Consider the following 24,758-nt stretch of genomic DNA (forward strand, 5'->3'; position numbering starts at 1 on the left):
TCTCAGGGAAGTCAGGGGCGCAAGGCGAGGGTCATTCGGCCGCGGTAAGGGCAGGCGTCGCGGGCACTGCCTTGCGGCCATGCTCGGTCTCGAAGAGCAGGCCGCCGCGCCTGGTGTAGAACCACCAGGTGATCGCGATGCAGCTCAGATAGAAGCCGAGGAAGCCGTAGAGCGCCGCCGAGGCGCCGCCGGTGGCGGCGATCGAGGTGCCGAAGCTCTTGGGAATGAAGAAGGCGCCATAGGCGGCCACCGCCGAGGTGAAGCCGATGATGGCCGCGGCCTCCTTGTCGGATTGCTTGACCCGTTCCGCCGGATTCAGGCCGGGCTCGAGGCGCGCCACCTCGATGCGCATGATCGCGGGGATCATCTGGAAGGTGGAGGCGTTGCCGATGCCGGTCGCGGCGAAGAGGAAGAGGAAGCTCGCGAAGAAGACCGGGAAGGCGCTCGGGTCGCCCTTCATGCCGATGGCGTAGAGCACGCCGGCGACGCCGAAGCTCATCGCGATGAACACCCAGAAGGTGATCCGCCCGCCGCCGATCCTGTCACAGGCCTTGCCGGAGGCGGCGCGCGAGACTGCGCCGACCAATGGCCCCAGGAAGGCGTATTGCAGGACGTTCACCTCCGGGAAGAGGATCTTCGAGAGCAGCGGGAAGGCCGCGGAGAAGCCGATGAAGGAGCCGAAGGTGCCGGTATAGAGCCAGCACATGATCCAGTTATGGGTGCGCCGGAAGATCACCGCCTGGTCGGCGAAGGAGGCCTTCATCGTCGCGATGTCGTTCATCCCAAACCAGGCCGCGAAGGCCGATGCGACGATGAAGGGCACGAAGACGAAGCCGGCATTCTGCAGCCAGAGCGTCGAGGTGACGCCTGCCACTGTCGCCGTCTGGGGCAGGCCGCCCAGGCTGCCGAAGACGCCGGCCGTGATGGCGAGCGGCACCACGAACTGGACCACGCTGACGCCGAGATTGCCGAGCCCGGCATTGATGGCGAGCGCGTTGCCCTTCTCCGCCTTGGGGAAGAAGAAGGAGATATTGGCCATGGAGGAGGCGAAATTGCCCCCGCCGAAGCCGCATAGCAGCGCCAGGCCGAGGAAGATCCAGTAGGGCGTCTGCGGGTCCTGCACGGCAAAGCCCATGCCGAGCGCCGGGATCAGCAGCGACCAGGTCGCCAGCGTCGTCCAGAGCCGGCCGCCGAAGATCGCCGGCATGAAGCTGTAGAAGATGCGCAGCGTCGCGCCCGACAGGCCCGGCAGCGCGGCGAGCCAGAACAATTGCTCATTGGTGAAGGCGAAGCCGACGCTGGGCAGCTTGGCGACGACGACCGACCAGACCATCCAGACCGCGAAGGAGAGCAGCAGGCAGGGAACGGAGATCCACAGATTGCGCCGCGCGATCGCCTTGCCCTGCGTGTCCCAGAAGCTCCTGTCCTCGGGGCGCCAGTCGGCGATGGCGCCGCTGGCCGCGAGCGCGCCCGTCTGGGCCGCGCCATGGACCGGCTGCATTTCGGGCAACTCGGGCAGGTTGCGCGCCGGCACGCCGGCCTCGGCTGCGGCCTTCTCCATCTGCCGGACGGCGACATGCATCCAGAGCAGCGAGACGGAGGCGACCAGGAAGAGCAGCCAGAAGCAGCTCTGCCAGACGCCGGTGAGATCGTTGAGCGCGCCGAAGGCGATCGGCATGACGAAGCCGCCGAGGCCGCCGACAAGGCCGACCACGCCGCCGACCGCGCCGACGCGATCGGGATAATAGACCGGGATGTGCTTATAGACCGCGGCCTTGCCCAGGCTCATGAAGAAGCCGAGCACGAAGGCCACCACCATGAAGCCGGACAGGCTCATCCGCGTCGAGAATGCGATCGGGCCACCGATGCCCTCGATCACATACTGCGTCGGCGGATAGGCGAGAACGAAGGTGCAGATGACCGCGACCAGGAAGGTCCAGTACATGATCCGGCGAGCGCCGTATTTGTCGGAGAGATGCCCGCCATAGGCCCGGAACACTGAAGCCGGGATCGAATATGCGGCGCCGACCATGCCCGCCGTGGCGATGTCGAGGCCGTAGACGCCGATCAGGTAACGCGGCAGCCAGAGCGCGAGCGCGACGAAGCCGCCGAAGACAAAGAAGTAGTAGAGCGAAAAGCGCCAGACCTGAATGTTCTTCAGCGGCTCCATCATCGCCGAGAGCGGCTCGGGCTTCTGGCCGGAGGCGCGGCGACGGGCCAGGTCGGGGTCGTCCTTGGTGAAGAGGAAGAACACTACCGCCGTGATCGCAAGCACGATCGCCCACACCAGCGCGACCGTCTTCCAGCCATAGGCGACCATGATGACGGGCGCCGCGAATTTGGTGACGGCTGCGCCGACATTGCCCGCCCCGAAAATGCCGAGCGCCGTGCCCTGCTTCTCCCTGGGAAACCATTTGGCGACATAGGCGACGCCGACCGAGAAGGAGCCGCCGGCGATGCCGACGCCGAGCGCTGCGATCAGGAAGGTGGTGTAGTCATAGGCGAAGACCAGGAGAGCGGTCATCACCGCCGCCGAGAGCATGGTGATGGTGTAGACCACCCGTCCGCCATATTGGTCGGCCCAGATGCCCAGCAGCAGGCGGATCAGCGATCCCGTCAGGATCGGCGTGCCGACCAGGAGGCCGAACTGCGTATCCGACAGTCCGAGGTCCTTCTTGATCTGGATTCCGATGATCGCGAAGATCGTCCAGACGGCAAAGCAGACTGTGAAGGCGACCGTGGAGAGCCACAGGGCCCTGTCTTGTTCAGCCGATGAGATCGAGGCGCCTGCCATGTGTCGGGTCCTTCGCCAAGCTAGCGATACTGCTGGCGACAGGATTTTCAGGGTGGCTATAGTTTAGCCTTGATCCACATCAACGCGGGATCGGCATCGGAATCTTTCAAGAATACGCTGGCGTTTGATCAAGGCGCGGCGTTTTTTTCTGCAATTCATTTGTCTTGATCTACTGTGCATTTTCTTGATATTAATCAAGTTCTGACTTGTATCGAGACGCGGCAGGGGCTGGACATGCGCAGCGACGAAATCGAGGAGATGCGCTCGATTCGGCTGTTTGACGGCGTGAGCCCGGCAAATGCCGAGATGATGCTGCGGGCTTCGTTCCTGCAGCGCTTTCCCGCGCATGTCGAATTGGCGCGGGAGGGAGATCCCGCCGATTTCCTGCATGTCGTCATCGACGGCCAGATCGAGATGTATTGCGCCTATCGCGACCGGGAGACGACGATCTCGATCGTCGGGCCCGGGCACGGCTTCATCGTCGCGGCGGTGATCAGCGACCGTGTCTATCTGAAGTCGGCCCGGACGCTGGCTCCCTCGCGTGTCCTGCTCGTTCCCGCCGAGATGGTGCGCCGCGTCTTCGCCGAGGATGCCGCCTTCGCGCGAACCCTGGCGCAAGACCTGGCGATGGCCTATCGCGGCGTCGTGTGCGAGCTGAAGAACCAGAAGCTCCGTTCCAGCCTGGAGCGGCTCGCGAACTGGCTGCTGAGCCACGATCTCGAAACCGGCCAGAGCGGCCGCTTCATCTTGCCTTTCGACAAGAAGGTGCTGGCCGCGCGCCTGGGCATGGCCCCGGAGGTTCTGTCGCGCTCGATCTCGGCCCTGATCCCCTACGGGGTCGCGGTTTCCGGCCCGGCAATCGAAATCCGGGACCGCGAAGCCTTGCTGGGACTGGCCCAGCCCTCGAAGACAATCGACGGCCCGTCGGCCTGAGTTCGCCGGGATTGGTGCAAGGCGGCTTTGCGAAAATCTCGGCGGCGCGGGGGGACTGGAGCGGGATGATCGAGGCGTCGCTGGAGACGGGCTTGACCACATCCAGCGCCAGCTTTTTGCGCCTGGCCTCGTCGATCTCGCCGCCTCCGGGACTGGCGCTCGACTGCCGCAGGGTCACGCCTGTCGATCAGCCTCCGCTTTCGCTGGAATGCGCTCAGAGCCCGTTTTGAAACGCCAGCCCTCATCCTGAGGAGCCGCGCAGCGGCGTCTCGAAGGATGCTCCAGGAGGCTCTCGAACCATCTGGAGCATCCTTCGAGACGCGCTCCTGCGAAGCGCTCATCAGGATGAGGGCTCAAGTCTCAAACGGTGTCTCGGCTCAGAAGCTGACCCTCAACTGGGCGGTACCGCCGATGCGGCGGGTGTTCGCCGAGAGTTCGGAGTCGAGGCGCATGCCGAGGCTGACGCTGGGGCTGAGCTTGATGTCGGCCCCTGCCGAGAGCAGGGCCGCATTGCGATCGGGCCTCGCGCCCGTGATGCTGAAGCTGGCGCCGGCGAGCCCGTTGATCGAGGCGGTGAGCTCCGCGTCGCGCTGGTAATAGCGCGCCCAGGCGGCGCGGACGAAGCCGGTGACCGGCGTCGCGCCGAGCATCAGCGTGGCGTCGAGCTGGAGGCCGAGCTCGCTGCGGCTGGTCATGTCGGAACGCCTCGCCAGCGTCAGCATGCCCGCTGTCGCGCCGGCCTTGTCACGCTCGACCGCGGCGGGGCTCCTGGCCTGCACCGCCTGGAACGCGGCGAAGGGCGCGACAGTGAACCCGCCCCACCCAGCCATCGGGATCGTCGCCAAAGGGAGACTGGCCTCGATCCGCCCGCTCCACGCTTGCGTGACATAGGAGGCGGCGACGCCGGTGCGGGCGAGGGCGGGAATAGCGCGGTTGGTATCGGTGTCGAGCCTGGCATAGCCGAGCGCCGCACCGAGATTGACCGGGCCCAGCACGGTGCGGCCATAGAGACCGGCCTGGAAGACATCGGCCTGCGCCTTGCCGAGCCCGCCCGAAAGCGAGGCGCGCGACTGGCCGCCCGAGACCGCAGCGCCGACCACCGTATTGCTGCCCAGCCGGATATCGGCGCCGACAGCGAGATGGCCGTCGGAAAGGTTGCGGTTCGCCGAGCCCGCGGCCCTGTCGCCGTCGCTGCCCCCGGTCGAGCCGAAGCTCGCGCCCCAGAGCGAGAAGCGCGCCGGGTCGAGGCTCGCTTGTGCCTGCCCGTCTTGCCTTGATGGCAGGTCGGCTGTGAAGCTGGCCGCGCCTGCGGGGCCGTTTGCGAGCCGCCCAGCGCCGGACCCGTCGAGCATGGTGCGCAGGAACTGTCCTGCCGCGCTGTTGGCCATCGCGGGCGCGGCGGTGTGTGCCTCGCCCGAGAGCTGGTTCACGGCGCCGGGGATGGCGGCGCCCGGCAGGTTATAGATCGCGAAGAGCACGGAGGGATCGGCGCCGTTCGCCACCGCCGCGTCTATGCCCAGCGCCACTGCATAGGCATTGGTCGAGCGGCCCAGGCCTGGTAGGCCCGAGCCAAGACGCGTGGACGGCGTCGGGGTGGGATCGATGACGATCGGCGCCAGCGGCTTTGGCGCCAAGGTCAGCTGCACCTCGGTTGCGGTATAGGCGACATTGGTCGTCACGCCGTCGCCGAAGACGCCTGTCGTATCGACCGGGCTGAAGCTGCCGGTCCGCCCGCCTGCCGCCGAGAGCAGCGTGTAGGGCGTGGAGAACAGATAGGCGCCCCCGAGCGGCACCAGCCGCAGCGTGCCGGCGAGCGAAGCCGTGCCGGTGACGCTGATCCGGTCGGACACCGCGCCCTGCACCTCGGCGAGATAGAGCGAGCCCGCCCCCAGCACGAGATTGCCGTTCACCGTCAGCGTGCCCGGCGAGTTTCCCGGCGAGACCGTGCCGTTCACGGTCAGCGAGGGCAACTGGCCCGAGCCACCGATCGCGGCGCCGGCTGCCACGGTGACGCCGGACGATGCGAGGATGGAGCCGTTGACGATGAGCGTGCCGCCATTGATCGCGGTCGCGCCGGTATAGCTGCTGATGCCCGACAGGGTCTGCGTGCCGGCGGCGAGCGTCAGCCCGCCACCGCCGGCGATCGTACCGGAAAATGTGGTGGATGCGGCGTTGGCGAGCGTCAATCGCCCGGCGCCGAGCGCCACATTGCCCGCCCCAGTGAGCGAGGCGATGGCCTGATCGAAGCCGTTGGCGTCGAGGGCAGCTCCCGCCGCGATCGTGACCGCGCTCGCGGCGCTGAACCGGTTGGCCGCATTCGCCCGCAGCGTGCCGGCATTGACCATTGTTGCGCCGAGATAGCTTGCCGCGCCCGCAAGCGTGGTGACGCCGGTGCCGTTCTGCTGCAACTCGCCGGTGCCCGAGATGTCGCCGGGCAGCGTCAGCGCGTCCGAGCGGTTGATCGCAAGGACGCTGTTGTTGGTGATATCGCTGGCAATCGAGCCGGCGGTGCCGCCATCGCCGATCTGCAAGGTGCCGGCGCTGATCGTGGTGCCGCCGGTATAGCTGTTGGTGCCGGTCAGGATGAGCGTGCCGCTGCCGTTCTGCTGCAGCACGCCGCTGCCGGAGATATCGCCGGACAGCGTCAGCGCGTCCGTGCGATTGACGGCAAGGATCGCGTTATTGGTGACATCGCCGACAATCGAGCCGGTGGTGCCGCCATCGCCGATCTGCAAGGTGCCGGCATTGATCGTGGTGCCGCCGGTATAGAGGTTGGTGCCGGTCAGGATGAGCGTGCCGCTGCCGTTTTGATGCAATGCGCCGGTGCCGGAGACGATATTGGCGAAGGTCACGATGTCCGAGCGGTTGATCGCAAGGATCGCGTTGTCGGTGATATCGCCGATAATCGAGCCGGTGGTGCCGCCATCGCCGAGCTGCAAGGTGCCGGCATTGATCGTGGTGCCACCATCATAGCTGTTGGCGCCGGTCAGGACGAGCGTGCCGGCGCCCTGCTTGGTCAGGCCGATGCCGGTGCCGGCGATGGTCGAGCCGATCGTCGCCGTGACGCCTGCATCGGTCGTGATGAAACTCTTGGTCGGATCGCTGAAGGGATCGCCGGTCATGGTCAGGGTTCCGCCGACCAGCGAATAGCCGTCGACCGTGAATTGCAGGCCCTGGATGTTCTGCGCGCCGGCGAGGGTGACCGTTCCCGCCAGACCTGAGAAAACGCCGACGCCGCCACGCTGCTGGTCGTTGATCCCAGCGCCCGGTTGCGAGGTCCAGTTGGTGTTGGCGGCGCTCCAGGAGCCGGTGCCGCCATTGACGGCCCCGTTGCCGGTCGCGTCAGTGCCGTCCCAGAATTGAACGATCTGGCCGGCGCCGGCCAGCAGCACGTTCAGCTGGTTCGGAATCGTCGCGTAGATCGTATGGTTCAACGCGCCGGAATTGACGGTGCCGTAGGATCCCGAGATCGTTCCCGCCACCTCGTAAAGGCGGTACCAGCCTGCCGTTGCAGCATTGAGGTTGAGCGTGCCGCCCATCGACAGATTGCCGCCGACATTCACGAAATCATTGCTCGCGCCGCCGACGACACCGGACTGCCCGAGCTCGAAAGTGCTGATCGCGCCACTATCCTGAACCAGATTGCCGGTGATGGTCAGTGTCCCCGGGCTGAAGCCCGCGGACAGGATGCCGCCGGCATTGACCGTGACATTGCCGCCGACCGTGCCGCTTCCGCCCAGCGTGCCGCCAGTGTTGACGTTGACGGCGGCCGCGCCGTTGCCGAGCGTTCCGCCAGCGCCGAGCAGCAGCCTGCCGGAATTGATAGTGGCCGTGCCTGTGAAAGCCGAGCTGTTCCCGGTCAGGGTCTGGGTCCCTGCCGTCAGCGTCAGCCCGCCGCTTCCAACAAAGGCGCCGCCAAACGTGCCTGACGCGTTCGACAGCGTCAGCGTCTTAGTGCCGAGCGCCACGGTGCCGCCGGTGCCGGCCAGCGACTTGATCGTCGCGCCAGGACCGGTTGACAGGGAGATGTCGAAGGATGCGCCCGCTGCCGTGCTCACGCCGCTCGAAGCCGCGATGCTGCCGGCACCGCTCAGTGCCAGCGTGCCACCGTTGAGGGTGGTCGCGCCGGTATAGCCGTTGCTCCCGCTCAAGCCTTGGGTTCCGGCCAAGAGCGTCAGTCCGCCATTGCCATTGATCGCGCCGCCAAACGCGCTAACCAAGGTGTTCGACAATATCAGTGTGTTGCTGCCGAGCGTGACGGTGCTGCCGCCGGCGCCATTGAGCGCCTTGATGGTCGCGCCAGGGCCTGACGAAGCAGCAATGTCGAAATTCCCGCCTGCACTGATGGTCACGCCAATCGAAGCCGCGATGCCGCCGGCGCCGCTCAACGCCAATCTGCCACTATTGATGGTGGTCGCGCCGGTGTAGCCATTGTTCCCGGTCAGGGTCTGCGTCCCCGCCGTCAGCGCCAACCCGCCGCTGCCGTTGATTGCGCCGCCAAACGTGCCTGACGCGTTCGACAGCGACAGCGTCCTGGTGCCGAGCGTGACGGTGCCGCCGGTGCCGGTCAGCGATTTGATCGTCGCGCCACCGCCTGTCGAAGCGGAAATATCAAAGAACCCGCCCGCTGCCGTGCTCACGCCGCTCGAAGCCGCGATGCTGCCGGCGCCGCTCAGCGCCAGCGTGCCACCATTGATGGTGGTCGCACCGGAATAGGTATTCGTGCCGGAGAGACTCTGCGTGCCGGCCGCGAGCGTCACTCCGCCCGTGTCCGAAATGATGCCGCCGAACGTTCCCGAGGCGTTCGAAAGGGTCAGCGTCCTGGCGCCGAACGTCACGGTGCCCCCAGTGCCGGCCAGCGACTTGATGGTCACGCCGGAGTTCGCCCAAGTGAGGTCGAGGCCCGCATTGGTCGCAAGGTTCACGCCGCTGGACGCGGCGATGCTGCCATTACCGGCGATAGCCAGAACGCCGCCATCGATGGTTGTCGCGCCGGTATAGCCATTGATCCCGGTCAGGGCTTCGCCGCCGGCCATCAGCGTCAGCCCGCCGGTTCCATTGATGGCGCCGGCGAATGTGCCGGAGGGGTCAAAGAAGCCGGCTGTGGCGTTGGACAGTGACAGCGTATTCGCGCCGAGCGTCACGGTTCCGCCAGTGCCGCCCAGCGACTGGATGGTCGCGCCGCCGCCCGTCGCAGCGGAGATATCAAGGACCGCGCCCGCGGCAGTGAGCACGCCACTCGAAGCGGCGATGCTGCCGGCGCCGCTCAGCGCCAATGTGCCGCCGGTGACGGTGGTAGCGCCGGTGTAGGTGGAGGTGCCGGTCAGGGTCTGGGTCCCGCCCGTGAGCGTCAGCCCGCCGCTTCCGGTAAGGTCGCCACCGAAGCTGTTGTGCGCGTTCGACAGCGTCAGCGTGTTGGAGCCCAGCATGACGGTCCCGCCGGTGCCGGCGAGCGACTTGATGGTCGTGCCAGGCATGTTCGCTAAGGAAATGTCAAACTCCGCGCCCGTTGCCAGTATCACGCCACTCGAAGCCGCGATGCTGCCGTCTCCGGCCACCAATAAAGTGCCGCCATTGATGGTGGTGGCGCCTGTATAGCCGTTGACCCCGGTCAGGTATTGCGCGCCTGCCGTCAGCGTCAGCCCGCCACTGCCATTGATGGAGCCGCGGAACCCGCTGGCAGCGTTCGACAGCGTCAGCGTCTTAGTGCCGAGCGAGACCGTTCCACCCCCGCTGCTGAAGTCATCGGCCAGCGATCGGATGGTCGTACCAGGACCCGTCATACCGGAAATGTCGAGATGACCCTGATATGACAGGTTCACGATGCTCGAAGCCGCGATGCTGCCCGTGCCGCTCAAGGCCAGCGTGGCAAGCGATACGTACGTGCCCCCGGTGTAGCCGTTGTTCCCGGTCAGGATCAGGGGCGCGCCCAGCGAGACCAACACCTCGAGGTTGCCGCTTCCATTGATCACGCCGTCGAACGTCGTGGAGGCGACTCCCATATTCACGGTCAGCGTGTTGGCGCCGAGCAGGACGGTTCCACCGTTGCCGACCAGCGACCCGATGTCGGTGCCAGAGGTCGTCGAGGCCGAAATGTCGAAAACCGCGCCCGCCGTCAAAATCACGCTGCTCGAAGTCGCAATTTTGGCGCTGCCGATAAGAGCCAAAGTGCTGCCCGCGCTCACCGTGGTCGAGCCGGTATAGGTGTTGACATTCGTGAGCGTGAGCCTGCCCGCGCCGTTCTGAATCACCGACCCCGAGCCGGTGATGGGATTGGACAGGGTAACATCGGAGGATTGATTGAACGCCACGCTACCGGCGACGTTGATGGCGCCGGTCAGAGCCCAGCCGTTCTGGAGGTTGATCGTATTGGCGCCGCCCGTGAAGGTGATCGCATTGCCGCCCGACCCGCCCGCGATGGTCCCGCTGTTGTTGATCGTCACGCTGCTGCCGAGAACGCCGGCGCCGCCACCCGCCCCGCCCGCGATCAGCCCGCTGTTGTTGATGGTCAGTCCGCTGCCGGCAATGCCGGCGCCGCCTTGACCGTTCGCGCCAGCTGAGCCGGAATGGCCGGCATTGATGCCGCCGCCTCCGCCGCCGCCATTGCCGCCGGTACCGCCAGCGCCGCCCAGGATGCTACCGGTGTTCGTCAGCGTCACACCCAAATCCATGACCGTGACGCCGTTGCCCCCGGCGCCGGCGTTGCCGCCATTGCCGCCAAAGCCGCCTTGCCCCGGTGGTGGTGCCGTTGTGACGACCGAGCCACCGAGGCCGCCCGTACCGCCGCCGCCACCGCTGATGGTCGATGAGTTGGAAAAGACCGTGTTGGCTCCGGTCAGCTGGAGGCCGTCGCCGCCGGCACCGCCGCCGCCGCCGCCACCGGCATTGATTGGACCGCCGCCCTTGCCGCCGGCGCCACCGGCGCCGCCATTGCTGCCGGTCACAGGGGTTACGTTGCTGGCCGGCCCCGCAATCGTCAGCCCGGCAAGGCCGCCACCACCACCGCCACCGCCGCCGCCACCGCCGCCGCCAACGCCGCCAATGCCACTTGCCGTTCCGTCACCCCCAGCCGCGCCCGTCCCCCCGGCCCCGGCACCCGCGCCGCCCCCGCCACCCGTGTCAAAGGGCGGATAGTCGAAGCCCGCGGTGCCGCTACCGCCGGCGCCGCCGCCACTACCGCCGCCGCCGCCGCCGCAGCCGCCGCCGCCGCCCTGGCCAGGGCCCTGGGTGGCGAGGCCCCCGGTTGCACCGGATTGACCGTAAGCGCCACCTGCGCCGCCGCTGCAGGAGTTGTCGCTACCGCCGCCATTGCCGCCGCTCTGCGCGGCTGTCGGCACGGCGCCAGCGACGATCAGGGCGATTGATACGCCGCCGACCAGCGCGGTGGCGCGGAGCAGGCCGCGGCGGCGTTCCGAGGCATTCGGGGGGCGATCGCTGCGCGAAAAAGTGCGGTGAGGTGAGACCAGAATACAGACCAAGACAAATTCCCCGCAGCCCAGATATCGCGTTTGACGTTCCCGGCCTTTGCAGCGCCGGTCGTGCGTGGACCCGTTGAGCGGGGCTACGGTTTCAGGAGGGCCGCGGTGCGCTTCATGGCGAGGTCTCCGGCAGGGCGACAGAACCCCTGCGCGGAACTAGGCAGAGGTGGCGGCCGCCAGTCCTGAAGTCCGAACGAAAAACATCCGAAATTGACCCGAAACTTAACGGGCGAAAACGCTCTAACGGCCGATCTCGGCCCAGCCCATCCGGTGCAGCGGGGCCAGCACCGCCGTCGCGAAACGGGCGCGATAGGCGGCCTCATCCGACATGCCAAGCGCCCGCAGCGGACGCGCCAGGAGCGCCAGATCCCGCTGCCGCAGATTGGTATCGAGCGCCTGCGCCTCGGCCAGGCGACCCGCGCCTTGCAGTGCAACCAGGCGATAAAACAGCCGTTCCTCAGTCGGGAAACTGAGCGCAGTCGACGTCAGAAAATCATCGGCTGCCTGGTCCGGCTGCCCCGTCATCAGCTTCGCCAATCCTAGAAAGACCCGCCAGCCTGCCGAGAACTGGTGAAGAGGGCTTTCCTGCAATGCGGCCCGCAGCGGCGGCTGGGCGGATTCGGCGTCGCCCAGCATCAGATGCATGATGCCGGCATTGGCACGGTCTATGACCCGGACGGGGTCTGCGCCGGCGCGCTCGTAGAAAACGATCGCCTCCGTGAAGCGGCGTTGCTGCCGCAGGACAGCCGCCTGGGCAGCCAGCGAAAGCGACGCCTCAGGCCTTGCCGTCATCGCCAGGGCGGCCAAACGCTCCGCCTCGCGCAAGTCCAGCTCCGGGTCCCGACTGGCACCGGTGGTGCGCAGATTCGTATGGACGAAAACCGCCTCGGCGGCCGCTTCCGCCAGACGCGGTTCGACCGCGAGCGCGCGCAGGAACAGCGGCAGGCTCGCACGCAGGCGTTCCTCATACGTCCCGCCGCCCTGCTGGGCGTTGCGCCCTTCTGCCAGCAGTCGCCGCGCCTCGTCCCAGGAGGAGGGGTGCGCAGATGCCACGACGGGCGGCGCTACTGGCTCAGGCAGGCGGTTTGCGCCGATCCAGGTGGCGGCCGAAAACACCAGGCCCAAGCCTCCCACGACAAGGGCGAAGCCGCCCACGGCAAGGGCGGCCCAGGCCAGGCGGCTGCGCGGTCGACTGCCGACCTGCATCGCTGCGTCCGGGCCGGGCTGCGTTGCGGCATTGGGGCCGGCGCCCGGGGTGAGCAGCCCTGACGGATCGGCGGCTGGCGCAACCGGGCGCAACCGCGTCGCCATCACATAGCCCCGCCTTGCATGGGTCTGCAGCAAGTCCGCCTGGACGGTTCCCAGCGCGCGCCGGATTTCCGAGACGCATTGCGTCAAGCTGTCGTCCGAGACGGCGACATCGCCCCAGACGGCGGTGAGCAAGGCGTCTCGCGACACGATCTGGCCGGCATGGGCGAGCAGATGCGCGAGCACCGCCGTGGTCTTGGGGCGCAGCACCACCTCCCGCGCCTCGGCAGTCAAAACCCCGCGCGTGAGGTCGAGGATGAAGCCATCGAAGGCGAGGAGGGTGCGCGGCGATTCCAGTTGGTCAATCCCCGCCAAATCAAACTCTCCGCAGCCCAAGGCGGGCAGGGGATCTTGCGGTCACCCTGTGCGAACCTGACAACCCCCGCTTGCGATCGGCTCAGCCTGCCACGTTATCGACGTGTCGGATGCCAATTCTGAAGGTTCTCGCGTCTTGGTCGCCAAATCTGTCCACGCATCGCGAAATCTGTCTATGCTGCGGATGCGAACGGCTGACGCGGCCGGGATGGGGGCAGATCGATGGCCGTGCCTGTGATCGAGCCTGCGCTGCCGGCGATGTTTGATATTGTCCGGGCAAGGCATCCGGAGGATCTGGACGGCCGGTTGCGCATCACCGAACGCGTCGTCAAATCGGAGCGCATCTACACCTACCAGCTCCAGGATCGCGCCCTGTGGAGCGCGACGTTCGACAAGCCGATTTTTACGCTCGCGACCCGTGCCGCCGGCTCGATCCTGGCAAGCTACGCCGATAGCAGCTTTGCAACGGATGTCTCGGTCGATGGCGACGAGGGCGATCTGTTTTGCTTCACGACGATGCTCAGCGGCCACATCACATTGGTCAAAAAAGGCAATTCCACGACGACCACGGACGGTCGCGGCCTCGTCTGGAGGCCCGGTCCCGGCGGCCGGCTCCTGATCAGCGATGACAACGCGCGCAGGAATGTCTTCTTCAAGGTCGCCGATCTCGAGGATGCGCTGGAGCAGATGCTCGATGAGCGCCTGCGGCAGCCGCTCGAATTCGGGCCCGATCTCGATTGGGGCAGCGGGCTTGCGACCAGCCTGAAGCGCCAGCTCGATTTTGTCATGGACGAGTTTCAGCGACCCGACGGCGTCGCCAGCAGCCCCGTCGCATTGGCGTCTTTGACCGATCTGCTTGTCGCGCTGGTGCTCCGCGGCGCGCCACACAACTATGTCGACCAGTTGGACAGGGCAGCCTCGGCCGTGGTCCCGGCCTATATTCGGCGCGCGGAGGACTTCATGCGCGCCAATGGCGCGGAGCCGATCCGCATACCGCAGGTCGCCGCCGCAGCCGGATGCAGCGTGCGGACCCTGGGCCATGTGTTCAGGCATTTCCGCGGCAGCACGCCCCTTGGCGTGCTGCACGCCATCCGGCTTGAGCTGGCGCGTGACGACCTGACACGTGGTGCGTCCGGTTTTGGCGCATCCGTCGCCTCGGTGGCCACGGTCGCGCGCCGCTACGGTTTCACCAATTCGTCCCGCTTCACTGCCGCCTTTCGCCGCCGTTTCGGCGAGACGCCATCTGAAGCCGCGCGACGCTCAGCGCGCTCCTCCCGTTGAGCCGCTGCTGACGCGGCTCCTCAGGATGAGGGCTCGGAGGTTTCCAGACACTCTCCTGGCGCATGCCTTCATCCTCGGAACCACGGCGTCATCCCGGACAAGCGGCGAAGCCGCGCCGATCCGGGATCCATCACAGGGCGTCATTCTCGGGCCTGTGCGCCTTGAGAATCTCATGACCAGGGGGCTCTGGCTTACGAGATGGTCGGGACAAGCCCGACCATGACGGGAGAGGCCGGCAAGTCGCTTTACGCCGGCATGCCTTACGCCGGCAGGACGACGACCTTCGTCTTCACCGGCGTGCGGTCATAGAGGTGGATCATGTCCTGGCTGAGCAGGCCGACGCAGCCGCTGGTGATGCCCGAGCCGATCGTTTCCGGGTCGCTCGAGGCATAGATCGTGTAGAGCGTGTAGACGCCGTTCTGGTAGAGATGGAGCGTGCGGGCGCCGAGCGGGTTGTCGAGGCCGCCGGGCATGCCGCGCGCGTATTTCGCGGCCTCCGGCTGGCGCTTGATCATCTCCTTGGGCGGGGTCCAGGTCGCCCATTCCGATTTGCGCCCGACATAGGCCGCACCGCTCCAGCGGAAGCCGTCGCGGCCGACATTGGCGCCGTAGCGGGTGGCGGAGCCGTCATCCTCGATGCGATAGACATAGTAATTGCCGGGATCGACGATGATCGTGCCGGGCGCTTCCTTGGTCTCGTAGCGCACGGTGCGGCGGAAATATTGCGGATCGACCTTGCTGATATCGACCGCAGGAATCGGGAATTTCTCCTCCGGCACCGGCCCGTAGACCTTCTGCGCCTCGGCGAGGCTCATGCCGTCGGTCGTGGCGCAACCGGCGAGGCCGAGCGCACTGAGACCGGCGGCCGAGCCCGCCAGAAAGGCGCGGCGGTCGAGAAGCCCCGCCTGAGGCTTAAGCCGAGCGCTCGCGTCCAGCTTGCCGGCATCCTCGCCGGCGGCGGCATTCCCACCATTCATGATCATGATCTTGGTCGTCCCATATCCTGTTGCCCGACGAGAGCATCGTCGCGCATAGCCCGCTGAGCCTCTTGCCGAGCGGGGATTGTCTGGCCGGGCGGAGATTGCCGTCCCGGGGCGTGGCTGGCAAGCCCGGTGAGACATCGCGGCATGGAGTGGCCGAAGCGGCGCCGACCGGGAGCCATCACAACGCGTCATTCTCGGGCTTGCGCCTTAAGAATCTCACAACCAGCGCGCTCTGGTTTACGAGATGGTCGGCGCAGGCCCGACCATGACGCGCTTCGGATTCCTGATCGTCGCAGCTCTTCGTATGAGCTGGGGTCAGGGCCCGACGAGTTGCCCGCCATCGACCACGATGGTCTGGGCGGTGACCCAGCTGGCCTTGGCGGAAGCGAGGAAGAGCACGACCTCGGCGACCTCCTCGGGCTTGCCCATCCGGCCGAACGGGATGTTGGCCAGCGTCGATTGGTAAAGGTCGGGGTTGGAGGTCTTGCGGTCTTCCCAGGTGCCGCCCGGAAACTCGATCGAACCGGGCGCGACGCAGTTCACCCGGATGCCCTGCCGCGACAGCATCTTCGCCTGGCTCGCCGTGTAGTGCATCACGGCCGCCTTGACGGCGCCGTAAGGCGCCGAACGCGACGAGGCCCGCAGGGCCGAGATCGACGAGACGTTCACGATCGACGAGCCCGGCTTCATATGCGGGATCGCCGCATGGCTGCCGCGGACAACCGCCATCATGTCGACATTGAGCGAGGCTGCCCAGCCCGCCTCGTCATCGGAATGGCCAAAGCCCGAGGCATTGTTGACGAGGACGTCGAGCCCTCCCAGCGCCTGCACCGCCTCAGGCAGATAGGCCTCGATGGCAGCCGCATCGGCGAGGTCGACGCTGGCCGCATGTGCGGTGACGCTGAGCGCCTCGAGCTCCCGGCGCGTCGCTTCGAGCGGTCCTGCGCCCCGGGCACAGATCGAAACGGATGCGCCTGATGCCGCGAAGCCCAGCGCAATGGAGCGTCCGATGCCGCGGCTGCCGCCCATCACGATCACGCGCTTGCCGGTGAATTCTCTGCCGGTGAGTTCCTGGGCCATGCGGGCCTGTCCTTCTTGCGATTCTATTGCGTCATTGCGTGTCGGCGCCTTTATAGCGGCGCTGAGGGGCTTGGTTTCAACCCCGACAGCATGCAGTGCCGATATGTGCAGGCGCCTTGGCGTGCCCTGGTCCGGCCGGTCTCTGTGCGGCAGCAACGCCGGCCGCGGCACCGGATCTCAGAATCCGTTTGAGAATTCCCACAGCCCTCATCCTGAGGAGCCGCGAAGCGGCGTCTCGAAGGATGCTCCAGGAGGCTCCGGAACCATCTGGAGCATCCTTCGAGACGGCCCTTGCGGGCCTCCTCAGGATGAGGGCTCAAGTCTCAAACGGCGTCTCAGAGCCGGTCGAGCACGGCCCGCTTGAAGGCGAAGCGTTCGGCCTTGAAATCCATGCCATAGCTTGCGGCGAAGGGCGGCTGCGGGTGGCATGACAGCGTCACGATGACGACGTTGTCCCGGCGATTGACGTAAAGCGTCTGGCCGGCGAAGCCGGAGGCGACCATGGCGCCGTCGGGATCGATCCACCAGCTATAGCCATAGCCGTCGGCCCCGTAGCTGTTCGTCGCCGGATCCAGCGTAAAGACGCGCGAGCCCGCGGCATCGAGCCATCCCTCAGGCAGGATGGGCTCGCCGGCGATGACGCCGCCGCCGAGCAGGAAGAGGCCGAAGCGGCCGAAATCCCGGAGCGCCATGCCGGCGCGGCTGCCGCCGATCTCCTGCCCGCCCTCCGATTCCAGCGTATAGAACGCGTCGAACTCCATGCCGAAGCGCGACCAGATCTTGCGCGACATGTAGTGCGCCAGGGTCTGCCCGGTCGCCGCCGAAAGCAGTGCGCCCAGCACATAGGTGTCGCCGGTGTTGTAGTTGAACCGCTGGCCTGGCGGATGCAGGCCGCGCACGCCGCCCATCATGGCGAGCACGCCGCCCGGCACCTTGTCGCCCAGCGATTTGCTGTAGCGGTTCACATGCGAGTTGCGGTCGGTGTAGTCCTCGTTCCAGTCGACACCCGACGACATGGTGATCAGGCTGGCGACGCTGACCTCGTCATAGGCGCTGCCGCCCAGCGCCGGCAGGTAGCGCGAGACCGGATCGTCGAGGCTGGCGATCGCGCCGTCCTTGAGGGCAGCGCCCACCAGCGTCGAGGTCAGCGACTTGATCATCGACATCGACGACCAGCGCAGATGCTCCTCCAGCCCGAGCCCATAGCGCTCGAGCCGGATGGTGTCGCCCTGCAGCACCAGGAGCCCGGCGATATTGGTGCGGTGGATATAATCCTCGACCCCGTAAAGCGCGCCGCCGAGCTGATATTCCGGTGCGATCTCCGGCCCGCGCACCAGGGGAAAGGCAGCCTCGCCCCGCGCGATCGTCCGCGTCGCGAAGATGCGGTCGACATTGCGGTAGGCATAGGCCTGCCAGCTCGGCGAGAGCAGCAGGAAGTCCTCGCCGCGCGGAAGATGCTGGCGCGGTTGCGCGGTCTCAGTGCTCATCTGCGGGGCAACTCCATGAAGCAGCGGCAGGCCCTCACGGGCCGTCGGAGATTCGCTCATCCTACAGCCCTCATCCTGAGGAGCCATTCCGCAGGGAATGGCGTCTCGAAGGATGCTCCAGCAGGCTCCGGTGATGGCTCTGTCCTGACCACTAACGCGGCGTCATCCCGGACAAGCGGCTTTAGCCGCGCCGATCCGGGATCCATGCCAGAGCCTGACCAGGCAGCGCTCCGGCATGGATCCCGGGTCTGCGCTTCGCTGCGCCCGGGATGACGGCGTGATTCAAAAGATAAACGGAAGGATACAACTCTTTGTTCTGACGCATTTTCTTGATGCGACCTGATCTCCACCTCGCGCGAAAGCGCTCTCGGTAGGGGAACATTTATCGCCTCTTAACCCTGCCGGACTAGGCCTGTGGGCGGTCAGTAAATCTCCAAAACCTGCGGTATCCGATGCCCGAATTCGACGTTGACAGCCTGCCGCAGGATGCCGTTTCCGAGCGATTTCCTGGGTCCCGAAGCGATCGGCCCCTCAGCCCTGAGGCGCGCGACAAGGCTGGGATCAAGACCTTGCCGGCTGTTCCAGTACCCAACAGGCTCAGGCGCGCAAACCCGGTCCTGAATCCGGCGCCAGCGCAGGGGGGCCAACTGCTCGGGCCCCAAGCGCACGGGGCCCGAGCGCAAAGGGCTTTGCCCGGCCCAGCGATCGCGGCACCCGTCGGCGGCGACAATCCGGCCGGGATTTCGCGATCGCAGCCGAGCCAGTCGAAGCGCAGCGAAGTGCGCTATTGGCGCACGCCGGACCGCCTGCTGAAGCAGCCGGCCGAGCCGGAAATGCTGCCTTCAGTGGCGCCGGAGGCCGATTACGCTCCTGGCGAGGCCTTCTATGACGGGGAGGCCGAAGCTGCTGCAGTGCTGGCGCGGGATGATGCGGCACCAGTGGACGACAACGCGGCCTCGACGCCCTTCGCCTTGATTTCCGACCACGCCTTCTGGGAGCTCTTGCCGGAAAGCCGTCCGCGGGATGTCGAGGCCGAGTGGCACGCCGATGAGAACGAGCCTGCCGACACGACCGAGCCCGCTATTGCAGGCATGACGCCCTTCGCTCTCGCCGAGGCGGAGCCTATCGCGCACCGCAAGGGTGTCGCTATTCCCGTAGCCCTGCCGGCAGCCGATCCTGCCGGGCGCTGGACGAGCGCGAGCCAGGCCTACACTGTCAGCCTCAAGCTATCGCCGCGGTCATGGTCCGATGCCGGCCAGGGCAGGGCCCCCGCGACCACCTCACCGGTCACCTCACTCGCCGTCCCGCTTGCCTCCGACGTCTCATCTGCCGCCGACGCCATCCCCGCTACTGGCCGCGGCATCGTCGTCACGCGCAAGACCCGCGAAACCGGGGCGGCGCAGGCAGCCAAGCCTTCTCGGATCTCGCCTTCTCGGCTCGAGCCTTCCCGCGTCGAGCCTCCCCGCACTGCGCCAACCCGCAGCGTTCCAACCCGCCTTGTAGCGCAGACGCTTTCGCAGGCCGTGCAGCCGGCCGCCTTCGAGCTGCCGCCGATCACGATTCTCGCCGAACCGCCGCGGACCTTCGAGGCTACCGTTCCCACCGAAATCCTGCAGCAGAACGCCGGCTTTCTCGAGGGGGTGCTCGAGGATTTCAACGTCCGTGGTGAAATCGTCCAGGCCTGCCCCGGCCCTGTGGTGACGCTCTATGAGCTCGAGCCGGCGCCCGGGACCAAATCCTCGCGGGTGATCTCGTTGGCCGACGACATCGCCCGCTCGATGAGCGCGATCGCTGCCCGCGTCGCCGTGATCCCGGGCAAGAACGCCATCGGCATCGAACTGCCCAACGCCAAGCGCGAGACCGTCTTCCTGCGCGAATTGCTGGCGAGCCAGGATTTCGAGAGCTCCAAGCACAAGCTCGCCTTGGGGCTGGGCAAGACCATCGGCGGCGAGCCGGTGATCGTCGATCTCGCCCGCATGCCGCATCTGCTCGTCGCCGGCACCACCGGCTCCGGCAAGTCGGTGGCGATCAACACCATGATCCTGTCGCTGCTCTACCGGCTGAAACCGGAGGAGTGCCGCCTGATCATGGTCGATCCAAAAATGCTCGAGCTCTCCGTCTATGACGGCATTCCCCATCTGCTCACCCCTGTCGTCACCGACCCGAAGAAGGCGGTCGTCGCCCTGAAATGGGCGGTGCGCGAGATGGAGGAGCGCTACAAGAAGATGTCGAAGCTCTCGGTGCGCAACATCGACGGCTTCAACGCCCGCGTCGGAGAGGCGAAGGCCGCCGGCGAGGTCATCACCCGCACCGTGCAGACCGGCTTCGACAAGCATTCCGGCGAGGCGATCTATGAGGAGGAGGTCATGGACCTCGAGCCTCTGCCCTATATCGTCGTCATCGTCGACGAGATGGCCGATCTGATGATGGTCGCCGGCAAGGAGATCGAAGGCACGATCCAGCGCCTGGCCCAGATGGCGCGTGCGGCCGGCATCCATGTCGTGCTGGCGACGCAGCGCCCCTCGGTCGACGTCATCACCGGCACGATCAAGGCGAACTTCCCGACCCGGATCTCCTTCCAGGTCACCTCCAAGATCGACTCGCGCACGATCCTGGGCGAGCAGGGCGCCGAGCAGCTGCTCGGCCAGGGCGACATGCTCTACATGGCCGGCGGCGGGCGCATCACCCGCGTCCACGGCCCCTTCGTCAGCGATGCCGAGGTCGAGAAGGTCGTCGCCCACCTGAAGACGCAAGGCCGGCCGCAATATCTCGAGGCCGTCACCTCCGAGGAGGAGGAGGGCGCATCCGAGGGCGAGGACGGCGCGGTCTTCGACAAGAGCGCGATTGCGCAGGCCGAGAGCGACGACCCTTACGACCAGGCGGTGGCGGTGGTGCTGCGCGACAAGAAGGCCTCGACCTCCTATATCCAGCGCCGCCTCCAGATCGGCTACAACCGCGCCGCCTCGATCATGGAGCGGATGGAGAACGAAGGCATCGTCGGCCCCGCCAACCACGCCGGCAAGCGCGAGATCCTCGTCGAAACCGGCAGGGCCCGCGAGGACGAGGATTGAACGTGAGCGTTGCCTGACGGGCGTGGTCTTTGGGTGGGCAGAGGTATGTCATCTCGAAATTTAGCCGAACTCGAGAAGCTCAAGAGCCTGCTCCTGAATGACTGGGACCCGATTGGCGTGGCGGATGTTCCCGAGGCTGTAGATGAGTATGATTCATACGCCTTCCACCTTCACGGCATGCTGACTGCTGGCACGACCTCCCAGGCAGTCGCCGAATATCTGAATTGGGTTGTGACGGCCCGAATGGATCTAACCGGTAATCTCGCCTTCGACCGCGAGATCGCGGAGCGGGCCATAGCCCTTTACGCTCGCACTGACTGATGAGCGGATCATGCACGGCGCTCCCCTAGCGGGCGAGATGAAGCGAAGCGCCGGATGAAGGGCGCGGGGAACCCTTCTCCCGGATCCGCGTCACCAGCCCGGGATGGGTGGTCAGCGTCAGATCGAGCGCCGGCTTGGTCAGAGCCCTGAGCCAGAAGCGTAGCATCGCGTCAGGCGGCCAGCGCGGCGGAGCGCTCACGCACCAGGCGCGTGACCCCGGCGAAGTCGAGCTTGCCGGAGCCGAGCACCGGCACGGCCGGCACGACCAGGACCTCGGCGGGGACCATCAATTCGGAGGCGCCCTTGCTCTTGGCATGGGCCTGGAACGCCGCCTTGGTCGCATCGCGCTGGGCCGTGACCAGCACCAGGCGCTCGCCCTTGCGCGCATCGGGCAGGCTCGCCACCGCCGAGAGCGCATCGGGCCAGAGCTCGGCCGCCAGGGTCTCGATCGCAGCGAGCGAGACCATTTCGCCGGCGATCTTGGCGAAGCGCTTGGCGCGGCCCTTGATCACCACGAAGCCGTCCTTGTCGATGGTGACGATGTCGCCGGTGTCGTGCCAGCCCTCGACCGGGGGCTCCAGCACGCCTGGATTCTCGGCGCGCAGATAGCCCAGCATGATATTGGGGCCGCGCACATGCAGGCGCCCGCCGTCCTCGACGCCGGGGACCTGTTCGAGCCTGGCTTCCATGCCCGGCATGATCCGGCCGACGGTGCCGAAGCGGTTGAACATCGGCGTGTTGATCGCCAGCACCGGCGCGGTCTCGGTGACGCCGTAGCCCTCCAGGATGCGCACGCCGAACTTCTCCATATAGATCCGGCGCGTCGCCTCCTTGACCGGCTCGGCCCCGGCCAGGATGTAGCGCAGCGAGCGCAAATCGTAAGGATGGGCCGCACGGGCATAGCCGGAGAGGAAGGTGTCGGTGCCGAACAGGATGGTGGCGTTGGAGCCGTAGAGCAGCTCCGGCACCAGCCGGTAATGCAGCGGCGAGGGATAGAGATAGACGGGCACGCCCGAGACCAGCGGCAGCACGAGGCCGACCGTCAGGCCGAAGGAATGGAACACCGGCAGCACGTTGAAGACCTTGTCGCGCCGGCCGAAATCGATCCGCGCCGCGGCCTGGGCCGTGTTGGCGAGCATATTGGCATGGGACAGGACGACGCCCTTGGGCGTGCCCTCCGAGCCGGAGGTGAACAGGATCGCGGCCCGGTCCTGGCCTTTCGAGGCGAGGATCGGCCGGCCATGGCGCCACAGCGCCTTGAGCTTGTCGCTGGTAGAGACGGTGGCGCGGACATCCTCCAGATAGACGATCGCGACGGTGTCCCTGAGCGCCTCGACCAGCGGCACCATCCGGCCCTTCTCGATGAAGGCGCGCGAGGTCACGATCGTGCGGATCTCGGCCGCCTTGCAGGCTGCAGCGATATTGGTGGCGCCGGCGGTGAAGTTGATCATCGCCGGCACGCGGGCCGCCGAGAGCAGGCCGAGCAGCGTCACCGCCGCGCCATTGGCATTGGGCAGCATCACGCCGAGCGCTTCGCCGGGCTTGGCCAGCGGGGCGAGCTTGCGGCCGAGCACCTCGGCGCCGATCAGCAGGCGCTTATAGGTGAGCGTGCCGGTGATCGGATCCTCGACCGCGACGCGGCCCATGCCATGGACCTTCGCAGCCTCGACGACGGCCTCGAAGACGCTGCGGTCGATATCCGTGGTCTTGAAGATCAGGTCCGACATGATCTGGTAGAGCGCGGCGCCTGCCGCCTGGCGGCGCGCCTTGCCCTTGAGCTCCTCGGCAACGCTGAGCGCGACCGGCTCCAGGATGGTGACGCGCACCTTCGGGAACCAGCGGCGGCGGACCTGCTCGCGGGTCAATCGCGAGAACACGGTCGCCTCCAGCCCCTCGATGCGAACCGGCACGACCATGGCGCCGGATTTCTCGGCGATCATGGCGGCGCCGTCATAGACCTTCATCAGGCTGCCGGTGACGGTGAGGCGTCCTTCCGGGAAGATGATCAGGCTCTCGCCAGCCTTGACCGCGTTGATCAGCGAGCGCGTCGCCAGCGGGCGCGTCGGGTCGAGCGGCATGGCGCGCGTCAGCTTCAGGAAGGGCTTGACCCACCAGCGCTGGGCGATGCCGTGATCGATGGCGAAGACCGGGTCCTTGTCGAGGATCGAGAGCGCCAGCGCCGCATCGAGGAAGCTGACATGGTTCAGCGCGATGATCGCATTGGGGCCGGCCTTGGCGATATTCTCCTGGCCGGTGATCTCGAGCCGGTAGAAGGCGCGCAGCAGGATCGAGAGGAAATCGCGCAGCGGATTGGTCGGCAGCGCCTTGAAGATCCAGACGGAAGCCGCGAGCGTGCCCGCGCCGATGATCAGGAAGAGCTGCGACAGACTTAATCCCGCGGCCTGCAGCAGCGCGACGATGACGGCGCCTGCGACCATGAAGGCAGCCGAGAGCACATTGGCGGCAGCGATGATGCGCGCGCGCTTCTCGGCCGGAGCCCAGACCTGCATCGCCGCGAAGGAGGGCACGATGAAGACGCCGCCGGCGATGGCGAGGCCGGTAAGGTCGATGCCGACGCGCCAGGCCAGGCCGTCCTGGAAGAAGGCGGCGACATCGCGTGCCGGCTGATGCGCCACGACGCCCGAGATCGCCCAGCCGAGATCGAGCGCGAACAGGCCCATGACGACGCAGGCGACCGGCACCGGCAGGAGCACGATCCGCCCGCTCGACAGGAAGGAGCCGATGCCCGAACCGACCGCAATCGCGATGGCGAAGAGGCCGAGATAGACGCTGACCACGAGTTCGGTGCCGCCCATGCCGTTCTTGACCAGCGAGGGCAGCAGCGACATCACCACCGCGCCGATCAGCCAGAACAGGCTGACCATGACGCCGGTGCGCCAGAGCCGGGCATCGGCCCAGAGATCCCTGAGCAGGCCGCCGGTCGAGCGAAGGATATTGGCATCGATCTTGAGGTCGGGAGCGGCGGCCTCGGTCTTGGGGATGAACAGGGTCGCAACCCAGCACAGCAGCGCAAAGACCATGATCAGGCCGCTGAGCGAGGCGACATTGCCGCCCTCCCGCGCCGTCAGGCCACCCGCGACGGTGCCGAGCAGGATCGCGATGAAGGTCGCGCCCTCGATCAGCGCGTTGGCCGCCGGCAGCTCCTCGCGCCTGAGATGATCGGGCAGGATGCCGTATTTGATCGGGCCAAACAGCGCCGCGATGATGCCGAAGGCCGCCAGCGCCACGAACAGCACCGGCACCGATTGCAGCATGAAGCCCACAACCGCGATCCCGGATGCGCCGATCTCGGCGAGCTTCAGCCGGCGCGCGACCAGCGCCTTGTCGAAGCGATCGGCCATCTGGCCGCCGAGGCCCGAGAGCAGGAAGAACGGCGCGATGAAGATGCCGCCGGCCAGGGTCACCAGGGCTTCGCCATGCGAGCCGGCGAGCTTGTAGAGGATGATGAAGACCAGCGCGTTCTTGAGGAAGTTGTCGTTGAAGGCGGAGAAGAACTGCGCCCAGAACAACGGCGCGAAGCGCCGCTTCAGCATCAGATTATCGGTCATGGCTGGCCCTTGTTACGTTCGAGGAAGGGTTGCATCGCCATGGGAAAACAATCGTTTCACGCGAGTGGCGATGCGGTTTCTCGGTTAAGTCGCGCTTACCGGCGCGCCGGAGTTTTGCGCGATCGGGCGGCTCAGAGC

General features: G+C 66.8%; 12 protein-coding genes. 4 read left to right on the plus strand and 8 right to left on the minus strand.

The features are described 5' to 3' along the window. Nucleotides 1-31: 31 nt before the first annotated feature. Nucleotides 32-2,794 carry a nitrate/nitrite transporter gene (locus J2Y55_RS14930; protein ID WP_310154469.1) on the minus strand — a complete coding sequence of 921 codons (2,763 nt, stop codon included), beginning with the start codon at nt 2,792-2,794 and terminating at the stop codon, nt 32-34. Between the two features lie 234 nt (nt 2,795-3,028). On the opposite strand from J2Y55_RS14930, the gene J2Y55_RS14935 reads away from it, so the two are divergent. Next, nucleotides 3,029-3,727 (plus strand): cyclic nucleotide-binding domain-containing protein, encoded by a 699-nt coding sequence (locus J2Y55_RS14935; protein WP_310154472.1) that lies wholly within the window; start codon nt 3,029-3,031, stop codon nt 3,725-3,727. 377 nt (nt 3,728-4,104) lie between these two features. Here the strand turns inward: J2Y55_RS14935 and J2Y55_RS14940 are convergent, their stop codons facing one another. Together J2Y55_RS14940 and J2Y55_RS14945 are read right to left on the minus strand one after the other, a co-directional pair. Beyond that, nucleotides 4,105-11,205, minus strand: coding sequence for an autotransporter-associated beta strand repeat-containing protein (locus J2Y55_RS14940; RefSeq protein ID WP_310154475.1), 7,101 nt, complete (start codon nt 11,203-11,205; stop codon nt 4,105-4,107). Between the two features lie 240 nt (nt 11,206-11,445). After that, a complete protein-coding gene (locus tag J2Y55_RS14945; RefSeq protein ID WP_310154478.1) occupies nt 11,446-12,849 on the minus strand; it encodes a winged helix-turn-helix domain-containing protein in 1,404 nt (467 codons plus the stop codon). Nucleotides 12,850-13,050: 201 nt separating this feature from the next. Between J2Y55_RS14945 and J2Y55_RS14950 the strand changes: the two genes are divergently transcribed. Then, nucleotides 13,051-14,109: an AraC family transcriptional regulator gene (locus J2Y55_RS14950; RefSeq protein ID WP_310154481.1), complete on the plus strand. Its 1,059-nt coding sequence runs from the start codon at nt 13,051-13,053 to the stop codon at nt 14,107-14,109. A 260-nt stretch (nt 14,110-14,369) separates the two neighbouring features. Here J2Y55_RS14950 and J2Y55_RS14955 read toward each other — a convergent pair whose 3' ends face one another. From J2Y55_RS14955 to J2Y55_RS14965, 3 genes are all read right to left on the minus strand, one after another. Then, a complete protein-coding gene (locus tag J2Y55_RS14955; RefSeq protein WP_310154483.1) occupies nt 14,370-15,092 on the minus strand; it encodes a L,D-transpeptidase in 723 nt (240 codons plus the stop codon). 315 nt (nt 15,093-15,407) lie between these two features. After that, a complete protein-coding gene (locus tag J2Y55_RS14960) occupies nt 15,408-16,172 on the minus strand; it encodes an SDR family NAD(P)-dependent oxidoreductase (RefSeq protein WP_310154486.1) in 765 nt (254 codons plus the stop codon). 335 nt (nt 16,173-16,507) lie between these two features. Then, on the minus strand, nt 16,508-17,659 hold the full coding sequence (locus J2Y55_RS14965; RefSeq protein ID WP_310154489.1) for a serine hydrolase domain-containing protein: 1,152 nt from the start codon (nt 17,657-17,659) through the stop codon (nt 16,508-16,510). A 689-nt stretch (nt 17,660-18,348) separates the two neighbouring features. On the opposite strand from J2Y55_RS14965, the gene J2Y55_RS14970 reads away from it, so the two are divergent. Together J2Y55_RS14970 and J2Y55_RS14975 are read left to right on the plus strand one after the other, a co-directional pair. Beyond that, the gene (locus J2Y55_RS14970; RefSeq protein ID WP_310154492.1) at nt 18,349-20,730 is read left to right on the plus strand and encodes a DNA translocase FtsK; all 2,382 of its coding nucleotides are present in this window, start codon (nt 18,349-18,351) and stop codon (nt 20,728-20,730) included. Between the two features lie 45 nt (nt 20,731-20,775). Continuing rightward, nucleotides 20,776-21,051 carry a hypothetical protein gene (locus J2Y55_RS14975; protein WP_310154495.1) on the plus strand — a complete coding sequence of 92 codons (276 nt, stop codon included), beginning with the start codon at nt 20,776-20,778 and terminating at the stop codon, nt 21,049-21,051. Between the two features lie 25 nt (nt 21,052-21,076). Here the strand turns inward: J2Y55_RS14975 and J2Y55_RS14980 are convergent, their stop codons facing one another. Beyond that, the gene (locus J2Y55_RS14980; protein ID WP_310154498.1) at nt 21,077-21,217 is read right to left on the minus strand and encodes a hypothetical protein; all 141 of its coding nucleotides are present in this window, start codon (nt 21,215-21,217) and stop codon (nt 21,077-21,079) included. A gap of 4 nt (nt 21,218-21,221) precedes the next feature. After that, the gene (locus J2Y55_RS14985) at nt 21,222-24,620 is read right to left on the minus strand and encodes an acyl-[ACP]--phospholipid O-acyltransferase (RefSeq protein ID WP_310154501.1); all 3,399 of its coding nucleotides are present in this window, start codon (nt 24,618-24,620) and stop codon (nt 21,222-21,224) included. Between the last annotated feature and the right edge of the window lie 138 nt (nt 24,621-24,758).

This window comes from Allobosea sp. BE125 (assembly GCF_031456075.1).
Classification (GTDB): Bacteria; Pseudomonadota; Alphaproteobacteria; order Rhizobiales; family Beijerinckiaceae; genus Allobosea.

What these genes read in the sequence shown, in the direction of transcription:
- J2Y55_RS14950 (WP_310154481.1), top strand. Translation starts at nt 13,051, where the DNA reads ATGGCCGTGCCTGTGATCGAGCCTGCGCTGCCGGCGATGTTTGATATT.
- J2Y55_RS14980 (WP_310154498.1), bottom strand. Translation starts at nt 21,217, where the DNA reads ATGCTACGCTTCTGGCTCAGGGCTCTGACCAAGCCGGCGCTCGATCTG.
- J2Y55_RS14965 (WP_310154489.1), bottom strand. Translation starts at nt 17,659, where the DNA reads ATGAGCACTGAGACCGCGCAACCGCGCCAGCATCTTCCGCGCGGCGAG.
- J2Y55_RS14975 (WP_310154495.1), top strand. Translation starts at nt 20,776, where the DNA reads ATGTCATCTCGAAATTTAGCCGAACTCGAGAAGCTCAAGAGCCTGCTC.
- J2Y55_RS14935 (WP_310154472.1), top strand. Translation starts at nt 3,029, where the DNA reads ATGCGCAGCGACGAAATCGAGGAGATGCGCTCGATTCGGCTGTTTGAC.
- J2Y55_RS14985 (WP_310154501.1), bottom strand. Translation starts at nt 24,620, where the DNA reads ATGACCGATAATCTGATGCTGAAGCGGCGCTTCGCGCCGTTGTTCTGG.
- J2Y55_RS14960 (WP_310154486.1), bottom strand. Translation starts at nt 16,172, where the DNA reads ATGGCCCAGGAACTCACCGGCAGAGAATTCACCGGCAAGCGCGTGATC.
- J2Y55_RS14955 (WP_310154483.1), bottom strand. Translation starts at nt 15,092, where the DNA reads ATGATCATGAATGGTGGGAATGCCGCCGCCGGCGAGGATGCCGGCAAG.
- J2Y55_RS14930 (WP_310154469.1), bottom strand. Translation starts at nt 2,794, where the DNA reads ATGGCAGGCGCCTCGATCTCATCGGCTGAACAAGACAGGGCCCTGTGG.